Raw genomic sequence first — 22,603 nt, 5'->3', positions numbered from 1 at the left:
TTATTGCCCGTGAAGATTTAAAAACTGTCCCCGGGGGCGAATTCTGTTACAGAGTTCGAACAGTGAAAGTGGTGGAGCCGTTCTTCCATCTCCAGCTGGCCAACTGAACCATTGATGAAGCGTGGTTGTTCGTGACAAAATCTTTATGGTTCAAAGGTGCTGATTGTTGAGGCGTCTGCTCCATTCCAGACGCGAACGATACCGTCTTCCCCGCCGGCGACAACCAGTTTGCCGTCACTGGTTATTGACGAACAATACACGTAGTCACTGCTTCCGGGAAATTCACGGATAGCGTTTCCGTCTCCGGCCTGATGCAGGGCAACTCGTTTGTCTCCGCCGCTGCTGAGAAAATTGTCTTCCAGACCGACATACTCAACGGAAGTTACCTGTTTCTTATGACTACTGATGGTCCGCCGCTGTTCACCGGTTTCCGCATCCCAGACTTTCAGAACGTTATCTGCGCCGGCACTGACCAGTGAGGTTCGGTCGCCCTTCCAGCTGACGTCCATGACATGATGCGTGTGTCCCTCAAATGATCGCACATGCTCACCTGTTTCCACGTTGAAGACTTTAACGAATTTGTCAGCCGCACCCGAGGCGAGAAACCGTCCATCAGCAGAAAAGTCGAGTCCATAAACTGTATCGCTGTGAGCATCAGTGATTTCTCGCTCCAGCGTCCAGTCTGCGGTTTTCCAGACGGTTAATTCTCCGGATCGCGATGCTTCTCCACCGCCCACTGCCAGACGTGAACCGTCAGGTGAAAAAGCAAGACTCAGCACACGAGCGACAAAAACAGATTCTGCGTCTTCCTGCGGTCCAAGCTGATGCACCAGTTGCCATTCTGGAAAGAGATCAACTGTTCTACTGACGTTATCGTCAGTCACAATTGACAGTAACCGTCCATCACAAGCTGCTGATTTGATACTGCTGTCTATGGCCTCACCTGCAGAGATTTTATCCACTGGAGTACCGTCTCCGGTACGCCAGAGGCGGATGGTTCCGGAACGCTCAATGGTAGCCACCAGTGGTTCGTCAGGAATAAAGACTGCTGCCAGAACGTTCATTTCATCAGCGACCGCAGCACTGGCTTCATCCCGACTTGTCGTTGACTGTTCCAGTTCAGTTTCGGACAGCGCCTGCAGATCCTTGCGAGCCTGAAGTCGTTCCTCCGCGCGAACGACAGACTGCTTTGCCAGTTCGATTCCTCGTGACGCCGACTTAACGGCACCCTTCGCATCAACAACGGCCTTTTCTGCATCGGTGACAGCTTTTTTAAGTTCTTCAATCTTCTTGTTCAGTTCTTCCTGACTCTTGCGGAGTTCTTCGAGTTTCTTCTTCAGGTTTTCGTCACCGGGAGCATTAGCCAGCTGTTTCTCTGCGTCAGCAATCTCAGACTTTATCTCTGCAGGGATCTTCTTGTTGAGCTCCTCGACAAGTTTTTTGAGGTCTTCAACCTTCTTTTTGTGGTCTTCATCGTCCGGGGATTCTGTCAGTTGTTTTTCAGCTTCGACAACGGATGCCTCCGCGTCAGCGAGGGCTTTTCTCTTGAGCTCGACCACGCTGCCTCGAAGTTCGTGTACCTGCGTTGTCTGTTTTTCGACGCTTTGTTTGAGTTCGGTAACTTTGTTGCTGAGTTCCTTATTGTCCGGGGATTCGTTCAACTGTTTTTCAGCCGCAGTGACAGCGGTTCGTGACTCGGCCAGCTGTTGTTCCGAGTCGGCGAGTGTAATTCGGGCTTCGGCCAGCGGGTGATCAGGTCCCGTGACCGCGATTTGGGCTTCCGTCAGCTTCTTTTCAGCTTCCGCAACCGACTCTGTTGCGTTTTTATGTTTTTCAACGGCAGCTTCGACGGCTTTATTTTGTTCATCCAGACGTTTCTGATTCTCCTCGACCTGGGCTTTGACCACATTGACCCGTGCTTCTCTCATTGCACGTTCGGCTTCCCGTTTTGAGATCAGGCGTTCACGACTAAGGTCCTTATTAAGATCAGCGACCAGTTTGTCTTCTGCTGCCTGGAATAATTGAGCGGATCCAGTGTCGGATATTTTTACCAGCAGAGTTCCATCGCCGGAGACATTCACGTCCAGTGACGGAAGATCTGCCGTTGAATTCACCGCGAAATTTTCTCGTTTCCACAGTTTCACTACCCGATAACCAGAGGTCGCAACAAGATCTCCGGCCGGATTAAATGCAACAGCATGGGCATAGTCGCGGTGTGAGACACCAGGCTGTTCCAAAGCCGGGTCGATCAGGGACCGCACCACTCCGGGTGCTGCGAGGTCATAGACCGTAACTCTGTTGGCGCGACCAGCCGCAACGAAACGTCCAAAGCGATCGGCATCAATCGAATACACAGCCTTGAGTGTTTCATCAAGGACCTGCCAGGAGATGCCATCGTCGCCGGATTTGTCGTCCTTTGCACCTTCCAGGATCCACTGTCGCAGAAGACCGAGCTGTTTGGGAGTCAGAGGCTTTGCCTGAACTTCGTTGGGCATCGGAGGCATGGCGGGTTCCTCTGTCCGCGCTGCGACCATATACATATAACTGTCGTCCGGTTCTCCCGGAACAATGCCTTCGCCGGCAGCACCACCCTGGATCGCCAACTCAGCTGTTTCCAGAACATAATCACTTTCGGCTTTGGTCCTGTTGTGACATGCCAGACAGCTGCCCGCGAGAATTGGGTAAATGTCATTTTTGAAAGACACAGGACGTCCGAGATTCACAGCCTCAGGGACAATCGGCTGTTCGTCGTTGTTGGGATCCGCCAGGCAGACAGTATTCAAAACGACACACGCAATAGAAACGATTGTGTACGGTCGTAGTTGCATCATTCGGTTACCTTGAGTGCAATGGGGACGTCAAATGAGGCGGGACGTCCGTTAAATTCTGATGTGGTGGCGCGGAAAACCGCATTGGAAACATCTGCGACCGGTGCGTCGTCGGCAGCGATGATCGTGATTTTTCCTTCTGTCTGATCCGCCGCAATATTAACGGGCGAAGCCGTTAATCCGGTACCGTCGGCCAGCAACAGAGTGACTGTGGCAGCACCTGCGAAGTCATTCTTTCGAGCAATCGTTACCGGAATTTCTATAGAGGTGCCGCGTTTAACAGCCCCACCTTCCGGAACCGCAGCCGTGATCTTGCCGGGCGTTTTATAAACGTTGAGGTCAATTGCTGAAGCAACTGCGCGAACGTTGACGTCCTTGGGTTGTGTGGCGGCGTCAGCCGCTTTTGCTGCTTCGTCGGCTTTGGTTTTTTGAGCGTTAAGTTCATCCTGTTTTTCCTGCGCCGCGGCTGCCCCAGCCTGTGCCTGTTTCAGTTTTTCCTGAAGGACAGCGAGACCTGCCTGAGCTGCATTACGCTGATTTTTATTTTCCAGGGCCTCACCAACGGCGATCTTCAGGTGTTCAGTCTGGCCGGCAATTTCCTCTGTAACTCTGGTCAGTTCGGCGGCTGCAGACTCCAGAAACTTAGATGCCGTCTCAAGTGCCTCAAGTGAAGTGTCGGCTGTTTGTACGGTTTCCGCTGCTGTCAGTTGGGCCTGTTGAATCTTTCGAATCGCCGCCAGTGTCTCTCCTTCTTCACCGGTGGCTGCGGCGATTTTCGCTTTCAGTTGAGTGATTTCTGCTTGTTCCGTGTCGAGCTGTTTTTTCAGTGTGGCGATTGAGCCTGTCACCCTCGCAACATCATCGTTAATTGAATTCATTGCTGCAGTTGAGTCGTCCAGGATTGTCTGCTGCTGATCTACCTGTTTCTGTATTTTTGCGACGCGGGCATGTGCCCGCTCGGCCATCCATGGGTTTCGCCGATATTTGACCGGCCCGGCGCCATAAGCCATAAGCTGGACGGACCCGGTTTTCGCATTTTCTTTGAAGTAGAGTCGGGCCGTGGCAGTCACAACGTCGGCTGCGAAAGACACCGTCGGCACATCAACGTTCTTAGGCTGACCGATGAAGGTCACATCAACCTTACCATTGAATCCGTTACGTCTGGTCAGTGTTACGGGAATTAACAACTGCTGATCCTGATGAACCTCGGCTTTGGCCAGTCCGAACTGGACGGTAAACGGTTCGTCATCTCTCATCACATTGAGCATCAGTGCATGAGTCAATCTCCCGGTTCGCGGCAACCCGTTAATGCCGTCGTACAACAGCGTTGCCACATGTGCTTCACGTTTCAATTCCTCGGTAGTTCCGGTAATCCGAATCTGAACTGTCGCTTCCGGAGCATCGTCGGCAGCCTTTAACAGCAGTTTTGTTCCGGGTTGTCCGGATGCGATCGTTGCCGGAATACAGGTGATGCCGTCCGGCAATCCTTCGGCAGTGACAGTGACAGCCGCTTTGTGCCCGTCTTCGCGTATGACATAAACGGGGATTTCGTAATGTCCGCCTCGACGTATACTGACGGCCCCGGTTGTTGCCGGGGCAGCCCCGTCCGCAGAAGCGATTGATTCAAATGCGATGAGTTCATAGTCCGGCTGAGGGGAGTGAACATCAACAACAAAGAATCGTTCCGGACTCGAGGTGGATCCCGCAAAACGATCTTTGACCCGCAACTGGTAGATAGCGTCTTCATCTGCCTTCAGGCGGTAAGCAGGGTCACTGGTAAACGTGGGTAACTGATTTCCCCCGGGGTTTTGACGTCCATCCTTTTCAGAAGCCAGTAGTTTTACTGTTTCCGTGCCGTCTTCTGCCTTTGTAACCTTTTCGACGTAGAGAATGGAATTGGCAGGGACACCCAATCGTTGAGACACTACCTCAATGTCTCTTACTTCCCCTTTGCGGGCGAAGAAACGCAACGTACTTTCATTTCCACGGGATCGAAAACGTCCTGCAACGGTAAACGGACCTGTAAGAGCATGACCCGTGGCTGTGATGGGGTCAGAATCTCGATATACCGGAATCCCTCCACGGCAGACAGCCAGACGCAGCACGTTGCCGTCAATGTCGTTCCACCACCGTGTGTCGACTGCAGATGCTGCCGGGGATGAGCCGGTAGACGGTCCGGAGACGCTGACAGCGTTGATGAAATGTGGCTTCCGTGAAAGTGGTGTGCCGTTGATCTTCAGGTCCGTGGGTTCACCGTCGGGCAAATGTCGTCCGTACAGCATAACAACTGTTTCTGCACCGGATGGGACGACTGGTGGCCAGACGAAATCCACGAGCGGTCGGGTGTCAACGGTGAGACGATAAGGGTATCTGTGCCCTCCGGCGTAAACAATGTCATGGACTTTTACAGTCAGCACCTGATCACTGTTACTCGTGACTACGATGTTTGCTTCCTGGTCCAGTGTGCGACGAGCACGCCCGATTCGACGTCCTGTTTCATTCCGAACCTGGACAACCGGCTGCATGAGCGAGTCGATGCGGGCCGCTTCAGCACGGATTGTAATAGTCTGTCCGGCTTTGACAGAAATTCTGAAGTTGTCAATGTCGCCGGCAGCGTCGGCACGCGCATTGATGATCTGACCGATGGACGCAAGCTGAGCAGCATCCGTCGTGTTGTTTGGTTCAGCCTCATTGATCTCATCAAGCGTGTCGACTCGAAAGGTGCGGGGATTACTGACACCAAACAGACCCCGCAGTCGGACTTCGTAATAGCCCGGCTCAACTCCTTCACCAACAGACACGTCGAACTTGTTGGCAATGTCTGCTCCGGAATCATCAGTGGCCTGCACTGCCGTGATTTCCGGATTACTAAACAGCAACCCAGAAAGTTCGTCGTTATCCGTGCTTTCAGTGATTACCACCCGAACTGTTGAACCAGCTGCGCCTCCCTGAGGAAACAGAGCCCCGAGTCGAATCTGCGGCAGCTGTGCGGTTGCAACCGGCAGTAGAATGGATAGAAGAATCAGGCCAATTGGAATCCGGAGCCATCGTGTCATCGAGAGTTGCCGGTATATGAGAAAACGTGACGGGAGGGGAAGACGAGGTGATTGAGGCTGCCCTGCCCCGTGAACGCGGCGAAATTCCTGGAACCATGCAGTCGACAATTTCAGAGGACCTTCTTTACCTCCGGGGTGTCGGGACTGCACATTTTGCTGTGCAAACAGGATCTCTAGTGATTGAACAGGAATTCTTTGGTGTTGATGAGTGCCCACAAAATATCTTCGTATGCGGCAGGCACATTGTCCTTGTGAGATTCAATATAGCTAATCGCAACCTGCATTTCGTCGGGTTCAGCTTGCCGTGAGAAGGCGGCCCGGTACAGTTCCTGAATCCTGTCGCGATGAGGTCGTTCGGTATCAGCGGCCAGAGTTTTGGCTCGCGCTCCGTCTTTACCTACCTTGTTCTGAACTTCGCTGCTGTTTAACAGGTGCAGACTCTGAGCCAGATTTGCATCCGGGCTCCGTTCGCATTCGCAGGCAGTGTCGCCGGCCGGCTGTCCGAATACCTTAAGGAAATAAGGTACTTTCGAACTGTCAACAAGCTGTAGCGCCCGTGTACCGGCCGGCATGTCAGCAAATGACTCATACGTGCCGGTGACTTTGTGGAAAGCATCGTACAGGGCTTCTGCAGCCAGACGTCGAGGATAGTAACGTGAAAAATTCTGTTTGTCGCTCCCGTTGTACTCGTTTGGAATGGCACTGAGCTGGTAAGTTTTTGAATTGCAAATCGTGCGAACGAGTTCTTTCATGTCGTAACCGGATTCAACGAAATAATTCGCCAGGGAACTGAGGAGTTCCGGGTTGGTTGGGGGATTCGTCTCCCGCATATCATCTTCGGGTTCGACGATTCCGCGATTAAAGAAGTGTTTCCAGTACCGATTAACCAGGGTGCGAGCGAAGAACGGATTGTCCGGAGACCGCATCCATTCCGCCAGTTGGGCACGCGGGTCATCTTCTGCTGCAACCGCGATCGGAACCGCTCCCAGTCCTGAGGGCTTGAGCATGGTGCCGTTCCGGGGATTCTTTGCCTCAGCAACTCCACTGTTATGCACGAGTTGCTGATCACGAATACCGGCCTGAGCATTTGGAATTCCCTCACGACCGATTTGACTGAAGAACGCAGCCAGACTGTAGTAATCATTCTGGCTCCAGCGTTCAAACGGATGGTGATGGCATCGGGCACACTGAATCCGAACTCCCAGAAACAGTTGTGCCGTATCTTCGACCTGCTCTTCGGCCTGATCAACTTCACGATACCAAGTGACAGCCGGATTGATTGTGGGTTCACCGGTAGCAGTCAGCAGTTCGGTGACGAAATCGTCGTAGGGTTTGTTGTCATAAATACTGTCACGGACCCATCGGTGAAACAGAAAGGTACCGGTTTTGTCTTCGCCTTTTGTCCGTTTGTTGCGCAGAACAAAATTCCACTTGTTGGCAAAATTGTCTGCGTATTCATCACTGTCCAGCAATTGATCAATCAATCGGGCTCGCTTGTCCGGGCGGTCATCTTCCAGAAACGCATTCACCTGTGTTATGTCCGGCAGAGCTCCGCCGATATCCAGCGAAACACGACGCAGGAATGTGGCATCATCACAGACCTCGGACGGCGGAATGCCAAGTACTTTGAGTTTATTGAATACGGCAGCGTCGACCAGGTTTTCCGATTCCGGAATTTGCGATACATCTGCTCCGAGCGGAATTGTTGCACGATATGTCGACACCTGTCCCTGATATCGGGCCATGATTGCGACTTCGCCCGCCAGAGTCAGTGTATTTACAAGACCTGTCTCACTGCATTCAGCCATTTCAGTGTCATTGGCTTCGTAAACCGTCATCCGGGTGACATCTTCGATGGAGCCGTCGCTGTACGTTGCAATCACGGAGACCTGTTGCTCTGTCTCTTGTGTCATCACTTTGGCGTCCGGAAAACACTGAATTCCGACAACCTCGGGAGCCGACTCATCGCCATACGGCATGCCCTGTTCAATCCAGCGGACAAGCATGCGATACTCGTAACTGTCCGTATCCATCCGTTTACCACCACCATGAGGCGTTTCGCCGATCGCTTTCTTGACAAGCAGGCTTTCCTGAGGAGCACCAGGGAAGGCACGACGACCGCGGTTTTCTTTGCGGATGAATTCGTAATCTTCGTCCGGATAAAATCCAAGCAGTGACAGTTTGAATCCGTTTTGACCTCCTGATTTTCCGTGGCAGCCTCCACCATTGCAGCCCAGACGCGTGAAAATCGGAACAATCTGATTTCTGAAACTAATGGAAGGTGGCGAGGCAAATCCGCTGACCAAGACAGAAACCTGACTTGTTGCCTGATTTTGCCACTCAGCCGTCACCGTTGCTTCACCGTCTGACAACGGTGTGACAAGACCGCTGTCATCAACATTAACAACGCCTTCCGGAGCGACGCTCCATTTAACTTCACGCGTTACGTCAGGCTGCTGACCTTCCGACCTGAGGGCAGAGACGAATAGCTGCTGACGTGCATCCGGACTGCGAATCAGGATGGTACCTGAATCGGGCACAGGATCGATTTTGATATCGACACTGTCAGCAAAGACAGCGGTGGAACCGATGACAACAGCTAACACGGGAGAAAGAAGTCGCATCATGACGAACAGCTCCGGTGGAAAATGGCGTCCTGCCAGCAAAGGGAGGAATTGAGTAAGAAAAATACGCAGTATCCGCCAAAACCCAAGCGGACCCACTGTATATTAGCGTAGGAAATGTGGGGGAGGAGTCAAGAATCATAGCACGTTTTGACAATACATCCAAAAACTGCACAGCCCTCAGCAGAGCCGGTCTTGACAACTCCGGTGATCCCCGTCGATGTTATTTAAAAGTAATTGTGACAAATTACATATAAAGAACACCCGCCAGATAACGGTTACAAACTGAAAATGCTGCAGAATACGCCCTGTAGAGTCCGTAAACTGAAGATGGGTATGAAAATGAATCAGCACTCATGCCTGTATTAACGAGGTGAAATCCGTGTCGTTGGATTCTATTGAGACAGCCCTGGAGGCTCTCCGACATGGTCAGATGGTCATCGTCGTGGACGACGAAAACCGTGAAAATGAAGGGGATTTCGTATGTGCCGCTGATTCAATCACGCCCGAGCAGGTGGATTTTATGCTGCGAATCGGACGTGGTCAGATGTGCGCACCGATGTCCGGAGAAGAAGCCAGACGCCTGATGCTGAATCCGGTCGTCGACCACAGTCACAATACTGCTCCGCAAAAGACTGCTTTTCTAACTTATGTGGACCATGTCAGGGCCGGGACCGGCGTTAGCGCTGATAACCGCGCTACCACGATTCGTGAACTGGCAAATCCGGCGAGTCGAGCCGATGACTTTGTGATGCCGGGCCACGTGTCTCCGCTGGAGGCCATGGATGGTGGCGTGCTCCGCCGTGCCGGCCATACCGAAGCATCGGTTGATTTGATGCGGCTTTCGGGACACCGTCCTGTTGGTGCATTGATTGAGATCTGCAGCCAGACCGGCATGGGCATGGCGGATTTGAAAGAATTACAGAATCTGGCCGAAGAACATGCCGTTCCGATGATCACCATCGAAGATTTGATTCGTTACCGTCGCATGCGTGAACAGCTGGTTACACGCGCTGTAGAGGTAGAGATTCCCACTCGCGACTGTGGCTCACCGACTGTGGTGTGTTACTCGGTGGCCCATGAAGACCAGGAGCCTCTGGCCCTGATCTGGGGAGACCTGGCCGCAGCGGATGCTCCCCTGATTCGGATGCACTCGTCGTGCTTCACCGGTGACGTTCTTGATTCGCTGCGGTGCGACTGTGGTGATCAGCTGCATATGGCGATGAAAATGATATTTGATGAAGGCACCGGTGCTGTGGTCTATCTGCCACAGGAAGGTCGTGGCATCGGATTGATGGCGAAACTCAGAGCATACCGACTTCAGGACGAAGGGCTTGATACTGTCGAAGCCAACCACCGACTCGGTTACAAGGCTGACATGCGGGACTACATGGTCGGACTGCAGATCCTTAAAGATCTGGGCCTCAGCCGGGTACGTCTGTTGACGAACAACCCCAAGAAAACCGACGCCTTTGTTTATTCAGGCGTGGATCTGAATGTGATTGAACAGGTTCCGATTGTTGCACCTCCGCATGAACGCCGAGTCGAATATATGGAGACGAAAAAGACGAAAATGGGGCACCTGTTGCCTGACAGTGAATTGTGACAGCTGTCGTTTAGTGCAGTCTGAGCTGTGTTCCGAACCATCATGGATGATCGCCTGTTTCAGAAATTCAGCGAGTGAACGATGTCTGAGGCATCAGACGGGTGACGGACATGAGCTCTGGAAACAAAAGCACCCCGACCCTATTCACCGGGACGGGGTGCTTTTTCAAGTTTTCTTAAACCTGGTCTGATTACGCGGCGGCAGAATCGTCGTCAGTCAGTAGTTTCTGATTTCCCTTCGCCATTTCTTCAGTGATAACGAAACTTGATCCGCGTTCGAATTCCGGCAACTCGAACATAATGTCAAACATCACATGTTCCACGATGCTTCGCAGCCCGCGAGCACCGGTGTCGCGTTCTCTGGCAACACGGGCGATCTCATCAATGGCTCCTTCCGCGAATTCCAGACTGCATTCCTCCATTTCAAACAGCTTTTGATACTGTCGGACGAGTGCGTTTCGTGGTTCTGTCAAAATTCGGACGAGCGCCTCTTTAGAGAGTGGTGCCAGACTTCCCAGTACCGGCAGCCGGCCAAGTAACTCCGGAATCAGTCCGAATTCCATGACGTCATCGACTGTTGCCTGTGCCAGTATATTTTCCCGTTCCTGATCATCTGCCGCGGACCCGGCAGCGTTGCCAAAGCCAATGACCTTACGACCAAGTCGTTGAGCGATGATGTCTTCCAGGCCCACAAAGGTTCCGCCGCAGATAAACAGGATATTAGTGGTGTCCAGCTGAATATACTGTTGTTCCGGGTGCTTACGACCGCCCTGCGGGGGCACATTGGCCACAGTCCCTTCCAGCATTTTCAACAGGGCCTGCTGAACGCCTTCACCCGACACGTCGCGTGTAATCGACACATTCTGACTGGTCTTGCCGATCTTGTCGATTTCGTCAATGAATACGATGCCTCGCTGCGCTGCTTCAATGTCGAAGTCAGCTGCATGCAGAAGTTTCAGCAGAAGATTTTCGACATCTTCCCCCACGTACCCGGCTTCAGTCAGAGTCGTGGCATCTCCGATCGCAAATGGTACCTGCAGGATCCGTGCAAGCGTTTTTGCAAGTAATGTCTTGCCACAGCCGGTGGGGCCAATCAGCAGAATATTTGATTTTTCAATTTCGATTCCGTCATCTTCAGTTTCCTGAAGATGCATCAGGCGCTTGTAGTGGCTGTGCACTGCCACGGAGAGCAGTTTTTTGGCGCGGTCCTGACCAATGACATATTCATCGAGTTCGTGTACGAGTTCGCGTGGTGAAGGAACCCGGGTGAACAACTGTTTGTGAGAGCCGCGGCGACGCTTCTCCTGATCCAGAATCGATGTGCACAACTCGATGCACTCGCCGCAGATATAGACGTCATCAGGCCCTTCCACCAGTGGACCGACTTCTCGGTAGTTCTTGCGGCAAAAGGAACAATTGGCGTTCCGCTTTCCCTGAGCGTTCTTTTTTCCGCTCCCAAAATCCTTACCAGATGGCATCACATGTCCTTTAGGTCGTCAAAGAACCACTAACCACGACTCCTGACTTTGGAGGTAAAGTCCGACGCAGCTGAGAATTCAATGAACGGTTGACAGGTCTCCGAATTTGTCGGCGTCCCTGCCAACGTTGTTTCTGTATTTGTGCAAATTTTGCAGGTTTCCACAGTTCGGCGGACCATACCTGCGTTTCGTTCTAAATGACTATTTGACCGGTCCGATGGGGCTGAGACAGATTCTGCCGGTTGCTATGAATCAGGTTGTTGAGCTGTGCGAATTTTCGATCCAAAGGTTTTGACCACGGTTTCTATTCTGGCGCCCACACCGGTCCGCATTAATATGTTGCCGTGATTCTTCTCAGACTAGGAAACAGCGGGATTCGTACCTGATTCGTTCAACTCTTCACAATCTTCTGTATCGGAACGATCGAGAGAGGCTGATTCCTGTTCTTTCTTCAACCGTTCAACCAACTGACTTTTGATGGATCGGAATTCTTGCTGAGACAGGTCACCTTTGCGATGTAAATCGTTGATAGCTGTCAACATCTGCCGGTCGGTTTCGGTAAGATCCGAATCTTCGGTCGCCCGTGTTACCAGACGGGCAGTCAGCCAGATAAAAATCATTAGCGCAATGAGTACAACTGTGAAGACCCCCCACGATTCTGTCCCCAATGGAACCTGTGGCAGTCCCCAAAATTCTTGGTTCATAACTGTTTTCCACAATTCGGTTTGTGGATCCTGATCGATGTTCGGCAGTTTCTGTCTCTGACAATGCCCTATGCTAGCAACCGTGGTGCCAATCAGCCACAAAGTTGTTCACTGCCAGGGGTTAAGCGCTGTTTCGGCGAATCTCGCCGCCAGTGCACTTATAGGGAATCGTTTGTCACCGAAACTCAAGAGGTAATTTTTGATTCAGTCAACGATCGTTCAATTGTGTTTGTCAGGATTACAGGGGGACTGACACTACACTCGTACGTCAGCACAGGAGAGCCGGTCGACGGGAATGCACATACTATGCTGATTAGTCTGGTTCCTGCGCAGCGGTGTTGGCTGATTTGGACACGTTCCGCACACAGGTTTCCAGTTGCTCGACCACTTTCCGATGGTGGTTCAGATCACAAAGCGAGACTTCGTCACTGTAAATTCGGGCAAGCCGACGCTCGAGCTGTTGCCATTCATCCGATCCTTCAGAGGGAACCATCAGGTCCTTTGCATTTCCTCTCACCATACGTAAACAATCAATCAACTGGCGAAAATACATATAGGACGTCATTGAAGTTTCGCAGACTTCTTTTGGAATTAATTCCGTGTGTTGAATGGCCTGAAGGGCTTCCAGTGTGTTGGCGGTCCTGAGACGATGATGGCATTGGCCGAACGTCAGCTGAAAGGCCTGGACTGAATACTCCAGGTCCACTAGACAGCCTTCACTCAGTTTTGCATGGATTGTCCCTGGCCGAACATGCTGTCTGACCTGCTGTTCCCGAAGTCCGTCCATTGCCGCAAAGTCGAACGGTCGGCTGTCGTAAATCACTCGATCTCGTATACCCGTGACCGTTGTGCCAAATGTTGTATTGCGTCCGAAACTTCGCATTTTGATCAATGCCTGGCGTTCATAGGGCCAGGCATTACCTGTTTCTGAATAGTATTTCTCGAACTGTTCGAGTGAGACTGCCGCCGATCCGGCATGCCCCCACGGTCTCATGCGAAGATCGATTTCGAAGATTCCATCTCGACGGGAAGCAACTATATCTGCGGTTCTGGTGATTAAATGTTCGAACCAGCGTCGATCCTGCTGCTGATTCGGGCTGTCGTAAACGAGCAGTAATTCAACATCCGATCCATACCCCATTTCCACCCCCCCAAACTTTCCCAGGCCGACAAGTGTCCACCGACAGTCCGGGGCCGGACCGGTTTTGGCATTGCGTTTCAACAGTTCTTTCCATGCCGTCTCGGCAGCCATTTCCATACACACTTCGGTCAGTGCCGTAATTTCGCGGCTGAATTCTCCGAATGCCCGGCAATAGCCGAGTACGTGTCTGAGTTCGGTCCGGAAGAGCTGTGTGTCTTTAAAACGGTTCAATGCTGCGATTTCGCCGGCACTGTCCGAAGATTTGTGTGTGTCTTCGATTACTGTCTGCGCTTCCCGCTTCAGCGTGCTGGTTTCAACCGGCTGCTGCAGTTGGTCGGGCGCGGTCAGGAAGGCGATCAGATGCGAGTCATGATGGAGGGCATCTTCCCACAGATGTCGACTCAACCCCAATACACGTGCCACGCGCCGCAGAACTTCGGGATTGCGCAATATACGGGCGTTTTGAGCATGATTACCGTCGCGAAGCAGATGTTGCAACAGGTGACGAAATCGCAGCAGTGCCGGACCAGGGACGGCTGTCGTTGGCAGCCACAGCATGAACTGTTGAATCAGAATTACTGCCGTATGGATTTCCTGAATTCGGAGGTGATTCAGTGGATGCTGTTGGCCCGGTTCCGTAATCCACAATTCATCATGAATCTGGTCTTTGACGGCATCGATTCGGGCCTGACGAACCCTAAACCCGCACAGATTGAGCGCATTGCATAATTCGAACAGAAAACCGGGACTGTCCGTTGAGCGAATTGTTACCACCGTAGCTGATTCATTTGTCGCGGGACAATCAATAATGCTTACATCAGACGGCACCACAACGCTGCATGTTGTTGTTTCCATACGCTGACAGAACAGAGCGATCAGCTTCTGCCGTACCCCGTCAGGTCCATCCTGACGATTGACGGCAATCAATTGTTCGATCTTACTGCGCACCAGGAGATGCAGATCGTCCGGAAGACACTCCGAAGATTGTGACTCAATCGACAGACGGCCGGCAAAGATGCCTGGTGGGATGTCCAGCCCGTATAAAGAAGCGGGACCTGTCGCAACGGTTCCCTGGCGAATATCAAGGCCTGACGAAAATAAAACACCGCTGACAATCGTCAGCATTTCTGAATATTCCGGCATGCAGATGATCAGCACAGATTGCCGCGAGTTGATCCGGATCTGTTCGACAGCAACCGTGCGGCCGTCAGTGACATCCTGCAGCTGTCTTCGTAGTACGGCCAATGCCCGGTCATCCACCCCCAGATCAGTGGATTTGCGAGCAAACGGACCCGGAATCGGGGATGTTATCGGCTGACGGACGGATCCATCAGACGGAAAATTGCGGTCGAAAACATGCCTGATTGCCCGGCGGTGTTCGTCAAAACGTTTCATGAACGCAGCTGTGTCAGGGTAGTCGACGCGAAGTGCCAGCCATTCCCTCAAATCCGGCCGACTCGGAATTTCGTGCGTCTGGCGATTATGCTGCAGCTGCAGAGCATGCTCGATCGCCCGCAGAAACACATAGCCATCCCGTAACTGTTGAAACTCGGCTGCTGACAATAACCCGAAATCGGTGAGGCGAATCAGGGCCTCCAGCGTGTTTGCGCTGGCGATCCGAGATTCTACTGCTCCATGAATTAACTGCAGCGACTGAACGATGAATTCGACGTCCCGAATGGAACCGGTTCCCAGTTTGACTTCCGTGTCGGCCCTGCCCCGTAAACTGAGTTCGATTCGGTCTTTCATTCTCCGTATCCCCGTGCGAACGCTGTCAGCGGATTCCGTAAACAGAAGTTGAGGAATTGCCGACAGCAGATGGTCACCGGCTGCGGCATTACCCGTAACGCAGCGAGCCTTCAGCAAAGCCTGTTTTTCCCAGAGCCCCGCATGATTCTTCAGATAGTCCAGCCACGATTCGATCGTTGTCACCAGGGGACCGGCACTGCCCCACGGGCGCAGACGCAGATCAACACGGTATAGAAAACCGGTACCGAGATGTTCATGGAGTCCGTCCACCATGCGGCGGGCTACCAGCTGTGAGTGAGGACTTATCCGGTCTGCAACCAGTACCAGATCTATGTCGGAGCTGTAATTGAGTTCTTCACCTCCATGTTTTCCGAGAGCGAGGACAGCAAACGGAGGTTCTGTAATACCACATTCATTCATCGCGGATTCGAGACACATGTAGACGATCGCATCCGCAAGCAGGGACAGCTGTAACGTAACGTGCCTCAGACTAAGCAGGCCGAAAACATCGCACATTCCGATGCGCAACTGCTCGCGTCGCTGATAGAGTCTCAGATTCAGCAGTACGGAGCGGGCGTTGCCAGCAGGCAGTTGACCGGCTTCTTCACAGAAGTCATTGCGGGATTTAAGTTCTGAAATCCTGCGGTGCTGCGCGAGAAAGGGTAGTGACTGCGGATCCCGAAGCAGGACCTGGGTGAGATAGGGACTTCCGATTGAGAAACGTGCCAGAATGTCGAGTGATCGGGGTAAATCTGAAAATAACCCGAACGCATCGCCGGAATGCTTTGTCACTCGAACAAATTCGCACGTCGACTGCAGCGTTGCTGTCGGAGCCAGAGATTCCTTCAGTAGTCGCGTGAGAATGACGTACCACTCCGGCACGTTCTCGTCAGATCCGTCAGATCCGACAGATTCATGCCACAGGCGTCGAAGTTCAATGAGACACTCGGCCGCCCGATGCGGCTGCAGCCAGCCGCAATCATCCAGACTGGCGGAGATCGGACCCAATTGCTCCGGGACGAGGTTTTCAAATCGAGGAAACATGCCGTAACGGACTTCGCGATGTTGTGATCATCCAGGATGATGATCATAAGAGTTGAGGGATGATCAAGTCCAATTTCAATACCGGAAAAGATGTCATGACGGATCCCACGCCGGACCTTCTGGAATCATTCGAAAATCCATATCCTGGTCGCGATTATGTGATTGAAACAGTCGCTCCGGAATTCACGTCGGTTTGTCCAAAAACCGGGCAGCCGGATTTCGGGACATTGACGATCAGCTACATCGCCGACAGGAGATGTTTTGAACTGAAATCATTGAAAATGTATTTGCAGCAGTATCGCAATCATGGCGCATTCTACGAGCAGGTTACAAATCTGATTTTGGACCATCTTATCGAAGTCATCCAGCCGAAGTGGCTCAGGATTCAGGCTGAATTTACTCCCCGTGGTGGTCTTCGCACCTCCGTCACAGTTGAACACGGGGACCACTCTGATTGACTGTCAGACAGAACAATTTTCGGGAATAAATCATGGCGAAGGCATGGGGCGGACGGTTTCAGCAGGAGACCGATCTTCGTGTGGAAGCGTTTACTGAATCAATCAGCTTTGACAGACGTCTGTATGAGGTTGATGTGCGCGGCTCACAGGCGCACGCCCGTATGCTGGCTCACGCAGGACTTATCCGTTCTGATGAGTGCACGCAAATCTGCGACGGGCTTGATCAAATCAGGTCTGAAATTGAGGCGGGTGAGTTTGAGTTCCGTGTGGATCTTGAAGATATCCATATGCACATCGAAAACGCTCTGATCAGCCGGATCGGTGACGTCGGTCGAAAGCTTCATACCGGACGCAGTCGAAATGACCAGGTTTCTACTGATCTGCGGCTTTATGTACGCGACAGTATCGATGAAGTCGATGCGTTGCTTCTGCAGTGCCAGCAGGCCTTTCTGGAGCGTTGTGAACAGGATGAGAATGTGATTTTGCCCGGTTATACTCATTTGCAGCGGGCACAGCCGGTTCTGGCGGCTCATTACTGGCTGGCCTACTGCGAAAAATTTCAGCGAGATCGTGAACGACTGCGGGATTGTCGCGGACGAGTCAATATTTCACCTCTGGGTGCTGCTGCGCTGGCGGGTTCATCGCTTCCCCTCGACCGTAACTTCACCGCCAAGGAGCTCAACTTCGATGGTGTAGCCGCCAACAGTCTGGATATCAGCAGTGATCGGGACTACCTGATCGAATTTGTGTTCACGTTGTCACTCATCGCGACTCATCTGAGTGCCTGGTGTGAGGAATGGATTATCTGGTTTACCACGGAGTTTTCCTTCATCACATTTCCGGATTCTTACACAACCGGATCATCGATCATGCCTCAAAAGCGTAATCCGGACGTGTTGGAACTGATCCGCGGAAAAACGGCGCGGGTCATTGCTGCTGTCCCGCAACTGCTGATATTGCTCAAGAGTCTGCCAATGGCCTACAACCGTGACTTACAGGAAGACAAAGTGGCACTTTTTGATGCGTTGGATACCGTTAAATCCTGTCTGGAGTTAACACCGTCGATTGTGGTCGGGGCCGAACTGCAGCGGGACAATATTGAGTCACGTCTGGAAGACGGATTTCTCGATGCAACGGCACTGATGGAATATCTCATTCGGCAGGGAGTACCGATGAGGACCGGACATACAACTGTTGGAAAACTGGTTACCGTCTGTGAATCACGTGGCTGTCGCCTCGCCGAATTGTCACTGTCAGAGTTGCAGTCTGCCTGCGACCTGATACAGGAAGATGTCTATTCTGTGCTGGGGACAAAGAACGCGATGCAGGCTCTGATCAGTTTCGGGTCCGGGGGAGAAAGCTCCGTGGCAGATCGGGTCAAATGGTGGCAGCAGAAAATCGGTGTCTGAGATCCGGCCGGCGGCGACTCCGGTGCGGACCGAATCTGAATGAAAAGCGACGCGATATCTGCCTGGATACGCTCGTCAAAGGAAACCTGTCTGTTTCTCTGGTCGCTTTAGGCCGTCTCTGTTGCCGATTCTTTCACCAGCCAGCAGGCGGCTTCCTGGTGATTGTTAATCTGCACGAGTTGAGGTCGGTCTGTGTGACAGCGGTCTTCGGCCAGTTCACATCGGGTCACAAACGGACATCCGGCCGGCGGATTGCGCGGACTGGGGACTTCACCTTCCAGAATGTACAATTCTTTGCGATCCCGCGGGTCGTTGATCGGGTTGGACCGCAGCAATGCCTGGGTGTACGGGTGTTTCGCGTTTGCGTGTATGTCCTCACACGACAGTTTTTCAACGAGCTGACCCAAATACATCACGACCATTTTATCGCAAAAATGTTCAATCACCTTCAGGTCGTGACTGATAAACATCAGGGTCAGGCCAAATTGCTCCCGCAGATCCATCAGCAGATTCAGAATCTGTGCCTGGACTGACACGTCCAGCGCCGAGACCGGTTCGTCGGCAATGATGAATTCGGGTTTCACTGCCAGAGCTCTGGCGATGTTGAGCCGCTGTCGCTGGCCTCCGGAGAATTCGTGCGGATAACGATCACGGGCGTCCGTTCCGAGCTGAACCATTCGCAAAAGTTCGTCAATGTATCCCGAACACTGTCGGGCCGGAACAATCTGATGGAATCTAATCACTTCCGACAGCATTTGGCCGGCTGTCATCTTGGGGTTGAGTGACGAATACGGATCCTGAAATATGAACTGTATCCGGCGACGCAGCGGCATGAGTGTACGATGAGAGGCGAGGTGGATTGGGTGCCCGTCAAATCGGATTTCACCTGAAGTGGGATCGAGAAGGCGAACAATGAGTTTGCCGAGTGTCGACTTCCCACACCCGCTTTCACCGATGATTCCCAGGGTTTCTCCTCGCTGCACACGCAGCGTGACATCGGTAACCGCATGGATCTGAGCGATTTGTCGACCGAGCATCCCCCCCCGGACCGGAAAATATTTACCAAGATTATCAACTTCGACAAGTGCCATCTGTTTGAGACGTTCAGAGAGAATCGAACGGAAATTCGGTGGTGAAAAACGGATTAAGGGGAATCCTGAAGCGGGTAGTGACACCGGATACAGCGGTCTGTTCCGAATGTCCGCACTTCCGGCAGTTCGTCCACACAGTTTTGTTCGCGTCCGGGACAGCGTGCGGCAAACCGACAGCCTTGTGGCATTTGAAACAGTCCTGGAACGAGCCCCTCAATTGTGGACAGACGCCGGCCCTTGATTCTGCCGCCTGCCTGGGGAATTGAGTCGAGCAGTGCCCTGGTGTACGGGTGTCCGGGACAATGAAACAGGTCATTCACCGGTGCGGTTTCGACCACCTGTCCTGCATACATTACCACGACGCGGTCGCAGATTTGAGCAACGACACCCAGGTCATGAGTGATCAGCAAAACAGCCGTACCGGTCCGATGACGCAGATTGTCCATTAGTTTCAGAATCTGAGCCTGAATCGTCACGTCAAGTGCCGTTGTTGGTTCATCGGCGATCAGGATTTCCGGTTCACAGCACAAAGCAATCGCGATCAGCACACGTTGACGCATTCCGCCGGACAGTTGATGAGGATACTCATGATACCTGCGCTTCGGATTCGGGAGATCAACCGTGCGCAGCATTTCGACGGCCCTGGTCCGACGTTCCGCACGATTCAGCCGTGTATGAAGCCGGAGGGCCTCATCCAGTTGCCATCCGACAGTGAAGACCGGATTGAGAGCCGTCATTGGCTCTTGAAATATCATGGCAATTCGGTTCCCCCGAATTTCACACATCTGTTTCCGGTTCATCTTCAGGAGATTGTCGTTCCCCAGAACGATTTTGCTGTTCACGCCGTAAGTCGTGACATGTTCCGGCAGCAGCCGCATGATTGATTTGCCGGTCACAGACTTGCCGCATCCGCTTTCTCCAACAATACCGAGAACTTCACCTGGGTGCAGGTCAAAACTCACGTCTGTCACGGCTGTTGCGGGGCCATGTTCCGTCCGAAATGTGGTTGCCAGACTGCGAACACTCAGTACGACTTCGGCTGTGTTCACCGATGGGGCTGTCGATATTGTTCCATCAATTTGTGACGGCACTGAAATGAATCCTTCTAGATCGTACGGTTTAGACGTGTTTTGGGTCGAGAATATCCTGCAGTCCGTCTGAAAGTATGTTGAAAGCAAGAACCAGGCCGAACATGAATACAGTGGCGACTCCGATCTGCCAGAAAAATCCGTTTACGACTTCATCTTTTGCGAAACTGATCATGAGTCCCCAGCTGGCTCCTTCCTGAACACCAAGGCCAAGAAAACTCAGGATAACTTCGGACTTGATCGCCCCGATAAACAACAGCGAGAAATTGATCAGTATCAGGTGCGACACGTTTGGAAGCAGATGTCTCAACAGGATTCGATGTCGACCGTAGCCAAGGACCCGGGCTGCCTGAATATATTCAAGTTCCCGAAGCTTTAAGGCTTCACCACGAATGACACGGCACGGGCCGATCCAGAACGTAGCGCAAAAGGCGACATAAACAGGCACCAGGGTCTCATCCAGTCGGACCCCGCCCAGCAGTCTTTTGAGCAAATCTCCGGTGGCGTTGTTGATCTTTTCGTCGATGGTGCCTTCCCGAAAGATATAGACCATCAATATCAGCAACACAATGTTTGGGATCGAAGCGAACGTGGAATACAGCCACGAGACTGCAACATCAACCCATCCCCCGAAATAGCCGGCGACCAGCCCCAGTGTGGCTCCTGTGGCAACTGACAACAGTCCCGTTACCAGTCCCACAAGGATCGCAACACGAATCGAGTAAACGGCTCGTAACAAAATCGAGCGACCCAGGCGATCTGTACCGAGAGACAAATGTATCCGGCGAACCGCGGGACTTACGCCCGGAGCCAGAGTGAATAATGCTGCGGAATCCTGCTCAAGTGTCTGGAGCTGAATGATGGCCTGCTGTCCGTCACTGCCTCCGGAAGCGACTAATGTGTTAATGTCCGGGAAGTGGCGCAGCTCGATCAGCTGCCGGTCGGCGGCGGCAAGTCGTGCCCGCAGTTCTGCGACCGACAGGTCTGCCGGAGCAAGACCTTCAATGGGAAAATTCTGAAACGCCTCTACGGGATCCAGACTGCTCAGTGGAATCCGGATCCTGTTCAGATACCAGGCCACATCTTCAATACGTTCGTCAGGTTCGGGTAACAATCCGAATCCCGGAATCTGTGGTGCAGCGTACGCTGCGTCTGTATGTTCAACCGTTACCCACCCGCACAGTACTGCCGCACCTGCGCCTACATAGGCGAGGATTACAAACAGTGAGATGAGTGCCGGGCGGTGCTGGAGCAGCTTTCTCCAGACTCGCGAACGGGACAGGGGTGTTGTCATGACAGTCGTACCCTGGGATCAACCATCGAATAGAGCACGTCAGTCAGAAGGTTACTGGCAAGATACACTGCCGCAAATACTGCGGCGATGGCCTGCACCACAGGAAAGTCAGCCTGGAAGACGCCAGTGATCAGTGCCCGACCGATACCGGGGATCCGGAAATACATTTCCAGCAGGAATGACCCCGTGATCAGAAATGGAATGCTGATACTCACACGCGTGATCACGGGAATCATGGCATTCTTCAACAGATGGATAAACATAATGCGTGGTTGGGAAGCTCCTTTAGCTCTGGCCGTGACGATGTAATCCCGCTCCGATTCATCCACCATGACGGCCCGATAGAATCGCGTGTCGTATCCCATCGAAACGATGACACTGATCATCACCGGGAGCAGACAGTAGTAGGGCCATTTTGCGGTGACATATTCGAAAAGGGACGTCTGCTGAAGACTTTCGTATCCGCTGATCGCAAATGGTGCGGCCCCTGTGGAACCCCTGACGGCAAATCCAAGGAAATACTGGCCCACAATAATGTAAACCAGAAAACTGATACTCATGCCGAACACCGCACTGATCACCAGCAGGCGGTCCGGCAAACGCCCGCGAAACCAGGCAGAAACCAGTGCAACAGAAACGGAAATAACGGTGGTCAGAAACAACGCCGGAACGGTCAGCGCCAGTGTTGGACCAAGACCGCCGCGGAGAATTTCACCAGTTGAACGCCCTTCCTGCTGCCAGCTTTCCTGCTGAAAGTTCATGGTCAGCAGTTGTCTGACAAATACTCCGTACTGGACGACGAACGGCCGGTCCAGTCCGTAGTCACGTCGCCTCTGGTCAATTTCTTCCACGGTTGCATTCTTCCCCATGAATGCCGGAACCGGATCCCGAACCCGCAGTGCCAGCATCATCAGCAGAACAATACCCAGATAAACCGGAACGCAGTACAATGTTCGCCGAAGGATATATTCCCACGGGACCGCCCCGGCCATTCCGTTCAGCAGATGGAACAACATAGATAATCATTTTCTGTT

General features: G+C 52.6%; 13 protein-coding genes. 3 read left to right on the top strand and 10 right to left on the bottom strand.

Annotated features, from left to right (window positions below; genetic code table 11):
* Positions 1 to 143 precede the first annotated feature (143 nt).
* From MK110_11860 to MK110_11850, 3 genes are all read right to left on the bottom strand, one after another.
* Positions 144 to 2,831 (bottom strand): hypothetical protein, encoded by a 2,688-nt coding sequence (locus MK110_11860; protein ID MCH2211991.1) that lies wholly within the window; start codon positions 2,829 to 2,831, stop codon positions 144 to 146.
* Positions 2,828 to 5,884 carry a hypothetical protein gene (locus MK110_11855; GenBank protein ID MCH2211990.1) on the bottom strand — a complete coding sequence of 1,019 codons (3,057 nt, stop codon included), beginning with the start codon at positions 5,882 to 5,884 and terminating at the stop codon, positions 2,828 to 2,830. The genes MK110_11860 and MK110_11855 overlap by 4 nt, the downstream gene beginning before the upstream one ends.
* A gap of 173 nt (positions 5,885 to 6,057) precedes the next feature.
* Positions 6,058 to 8,511, bottom strand: a complete 2,454-nt coding sequence (locus MK110_11850; GenBank protein ID MCH2211989.1) for a DUF1553 domain-containing protein — start codon at positions 8,509 to 8,511, stop codon at positions 6,058 to 6,060.
* A gap of 379 nt (positions 8,512 to 8,890) precedes the next feature.
* On the opposite strand from MK110_11850, the gene ribA reads away from it, so the two are divergent.
* Positions 8,891 to 10,114, top strand: a complete 1,224-nt coding sequence (gene ribA / locus MK110_11845; protein MCH2211988.1) for a GTP cyclohydrolase II — start codon at positions 8,891 to 8,893, stop codon at positions 10,112 to 10,114.
* 190 nt (positions 10,115 to 10,304) lie between these two features.
* Here the strand turns inward: ribA and clpX are convergent, their stop codons facing one another.
* The 3 genes from clpX to MK110_11830 all read right to left on the bottom strand — a co-directional run bounded on the left by clpX (position 10,305) and on the right by MK110_11830 (position 16,229).
* On the bottom strand, positions 10,305 to 11,591 hold the full coding sequence (gene clpX / locus MK110_11840; GenBank protein ID MCH2211987.1) for an ATP-dependent Clp protease ATP-binding subunit ClpX: 1,287 nt from the start codon (positions 11,589 to 11,591) through the stop codon (positions 10,305 to 10,307).
* A gap of 359 nt (positions 11,592 to 11,950) precedes the next feature.
* Positions 11,951 to 12,295, bottom strand: a complete 345-nt coding sequence (locus MK110_11835; GenBank protein ID MCH2211986.1) for a hypothetical protein — start codon at positions 12,293 to 12,295, stop codon at positions 11,951 to 11,953.
* A gap of 313 nt (positions 12,296 to 12,608) precedes the next feature.
* A complete protein-coding gene (locus MK110_11830; protein ID MCH2211985.1) occupies positions 12,609 to 16,229 on the bottom strand; it encodes a hypothetical protein in 3,621 nt (1,206 codons plus the stop codon).
* Between the two features lie 59 nt (positions 16,230 to 16,288).
* Between MK110_11830 and queF the strand changes: the two genes are divergently transcribed.
* Both queF and argH read left to right on the top strand, forming a co-directional pair.
* Positions 16,289 to 16,687, top strand: a complete 399-nt coding sequence (gene queF, locus MK110_11825; GenBank protein MCH2211984.1) for a preQ(1) synthase — start codon at positions 16,289 to 16,291, stop codon at positions 16,685 to 16,687.
* Between the two features lie 32 nt (positions 16,688 to 16,719).
* Positions 16,720 to 18,096: an argininosuccinate lyase gene (argH, locus tag MK110_11820; protein ID MCH2211983.1), complete on the top strand. Its 1,377-nt coding sequence runs from the start codon at positions 16,720 to 16,722 to the stop codon at positions 18,094 to 18,096.
* A gap of 107 nt (positions 18,097 to 18,203) precedes the next feature.
* Here argH and MK110_11815 read toward each other — a convergent pair whose 3' ends face one another.
* From MK110_11815 to MK110_11800, 4 genes are read right to left on the bottom strand one after another with little or no spacing between them, the layout of a single operon-like run.
* Positions 18,204 to 19,187, bottom strand: a complete 984-nt coding sequence (locus tag MK110_11815; protein MCH2211982.1) for an ABC transporter ATP-binding protein — start codon at positions 19,185 to 19,187, stop codon at positions 18,204 to 18,206.
* A 53-nt stretch (positions 19,188 to 19,240) separates the two neighbouring features.
* Positions 19,241 to 20,278 (bottom strand): ABC transporter ATP-binding protein, encoded by a 1,038-nt coding sequence (locus tag MK110_11810; GenBank protein ID MCH2211981.1) that lies wholly within the window; start codon positions 20,276 to 20,278, stop codon positions 19,241 to 19,243.
* A gap of 28 nt (positions 20,279 to 20,306) precedes the next feature.
* Complete coding sequence (locus tag MK110_11805; protein ID MCH2211980.1) at positions 20,307 to 21,569, bottom strand: ABC transporter permease; 1,263 nt, start codon at positions 21,567 to 21,569, stop codon at positions 20,307 to 20,309.
* Positions 21,566 to 22,585 carry an ABC transporter permease gene (locus tag MK110_11800; GenBank protein ID MCH2211979.1) on the bottom strand — a complete coding sequence of 340 codons (1,020 nt, stop codon included), beginning with the start codon at positions 22,583 to 22,585 and terminating at the stop codon, positions 21,566 to 21,568. The genes MK110_11805 and MK110_11800 overlap by 4 nt, the downstream gene beginning before the upstream one ends.
* Between the last annotated feature and the right edge of the window lie 18 nt (positions 22,586 to 22,603).

Origin of the sequence: Fuerstiella sp. (assembly GCA_022447225.1) — a bacterium.
Lineage (GTDB): Bacteria > Planctomycetota > Planctomycetia > Planctomycetales > Planctomycetaceae > S139-18.
This window is presented reverse-complemented; position numbering and strand designations above follow the sequence as displayed.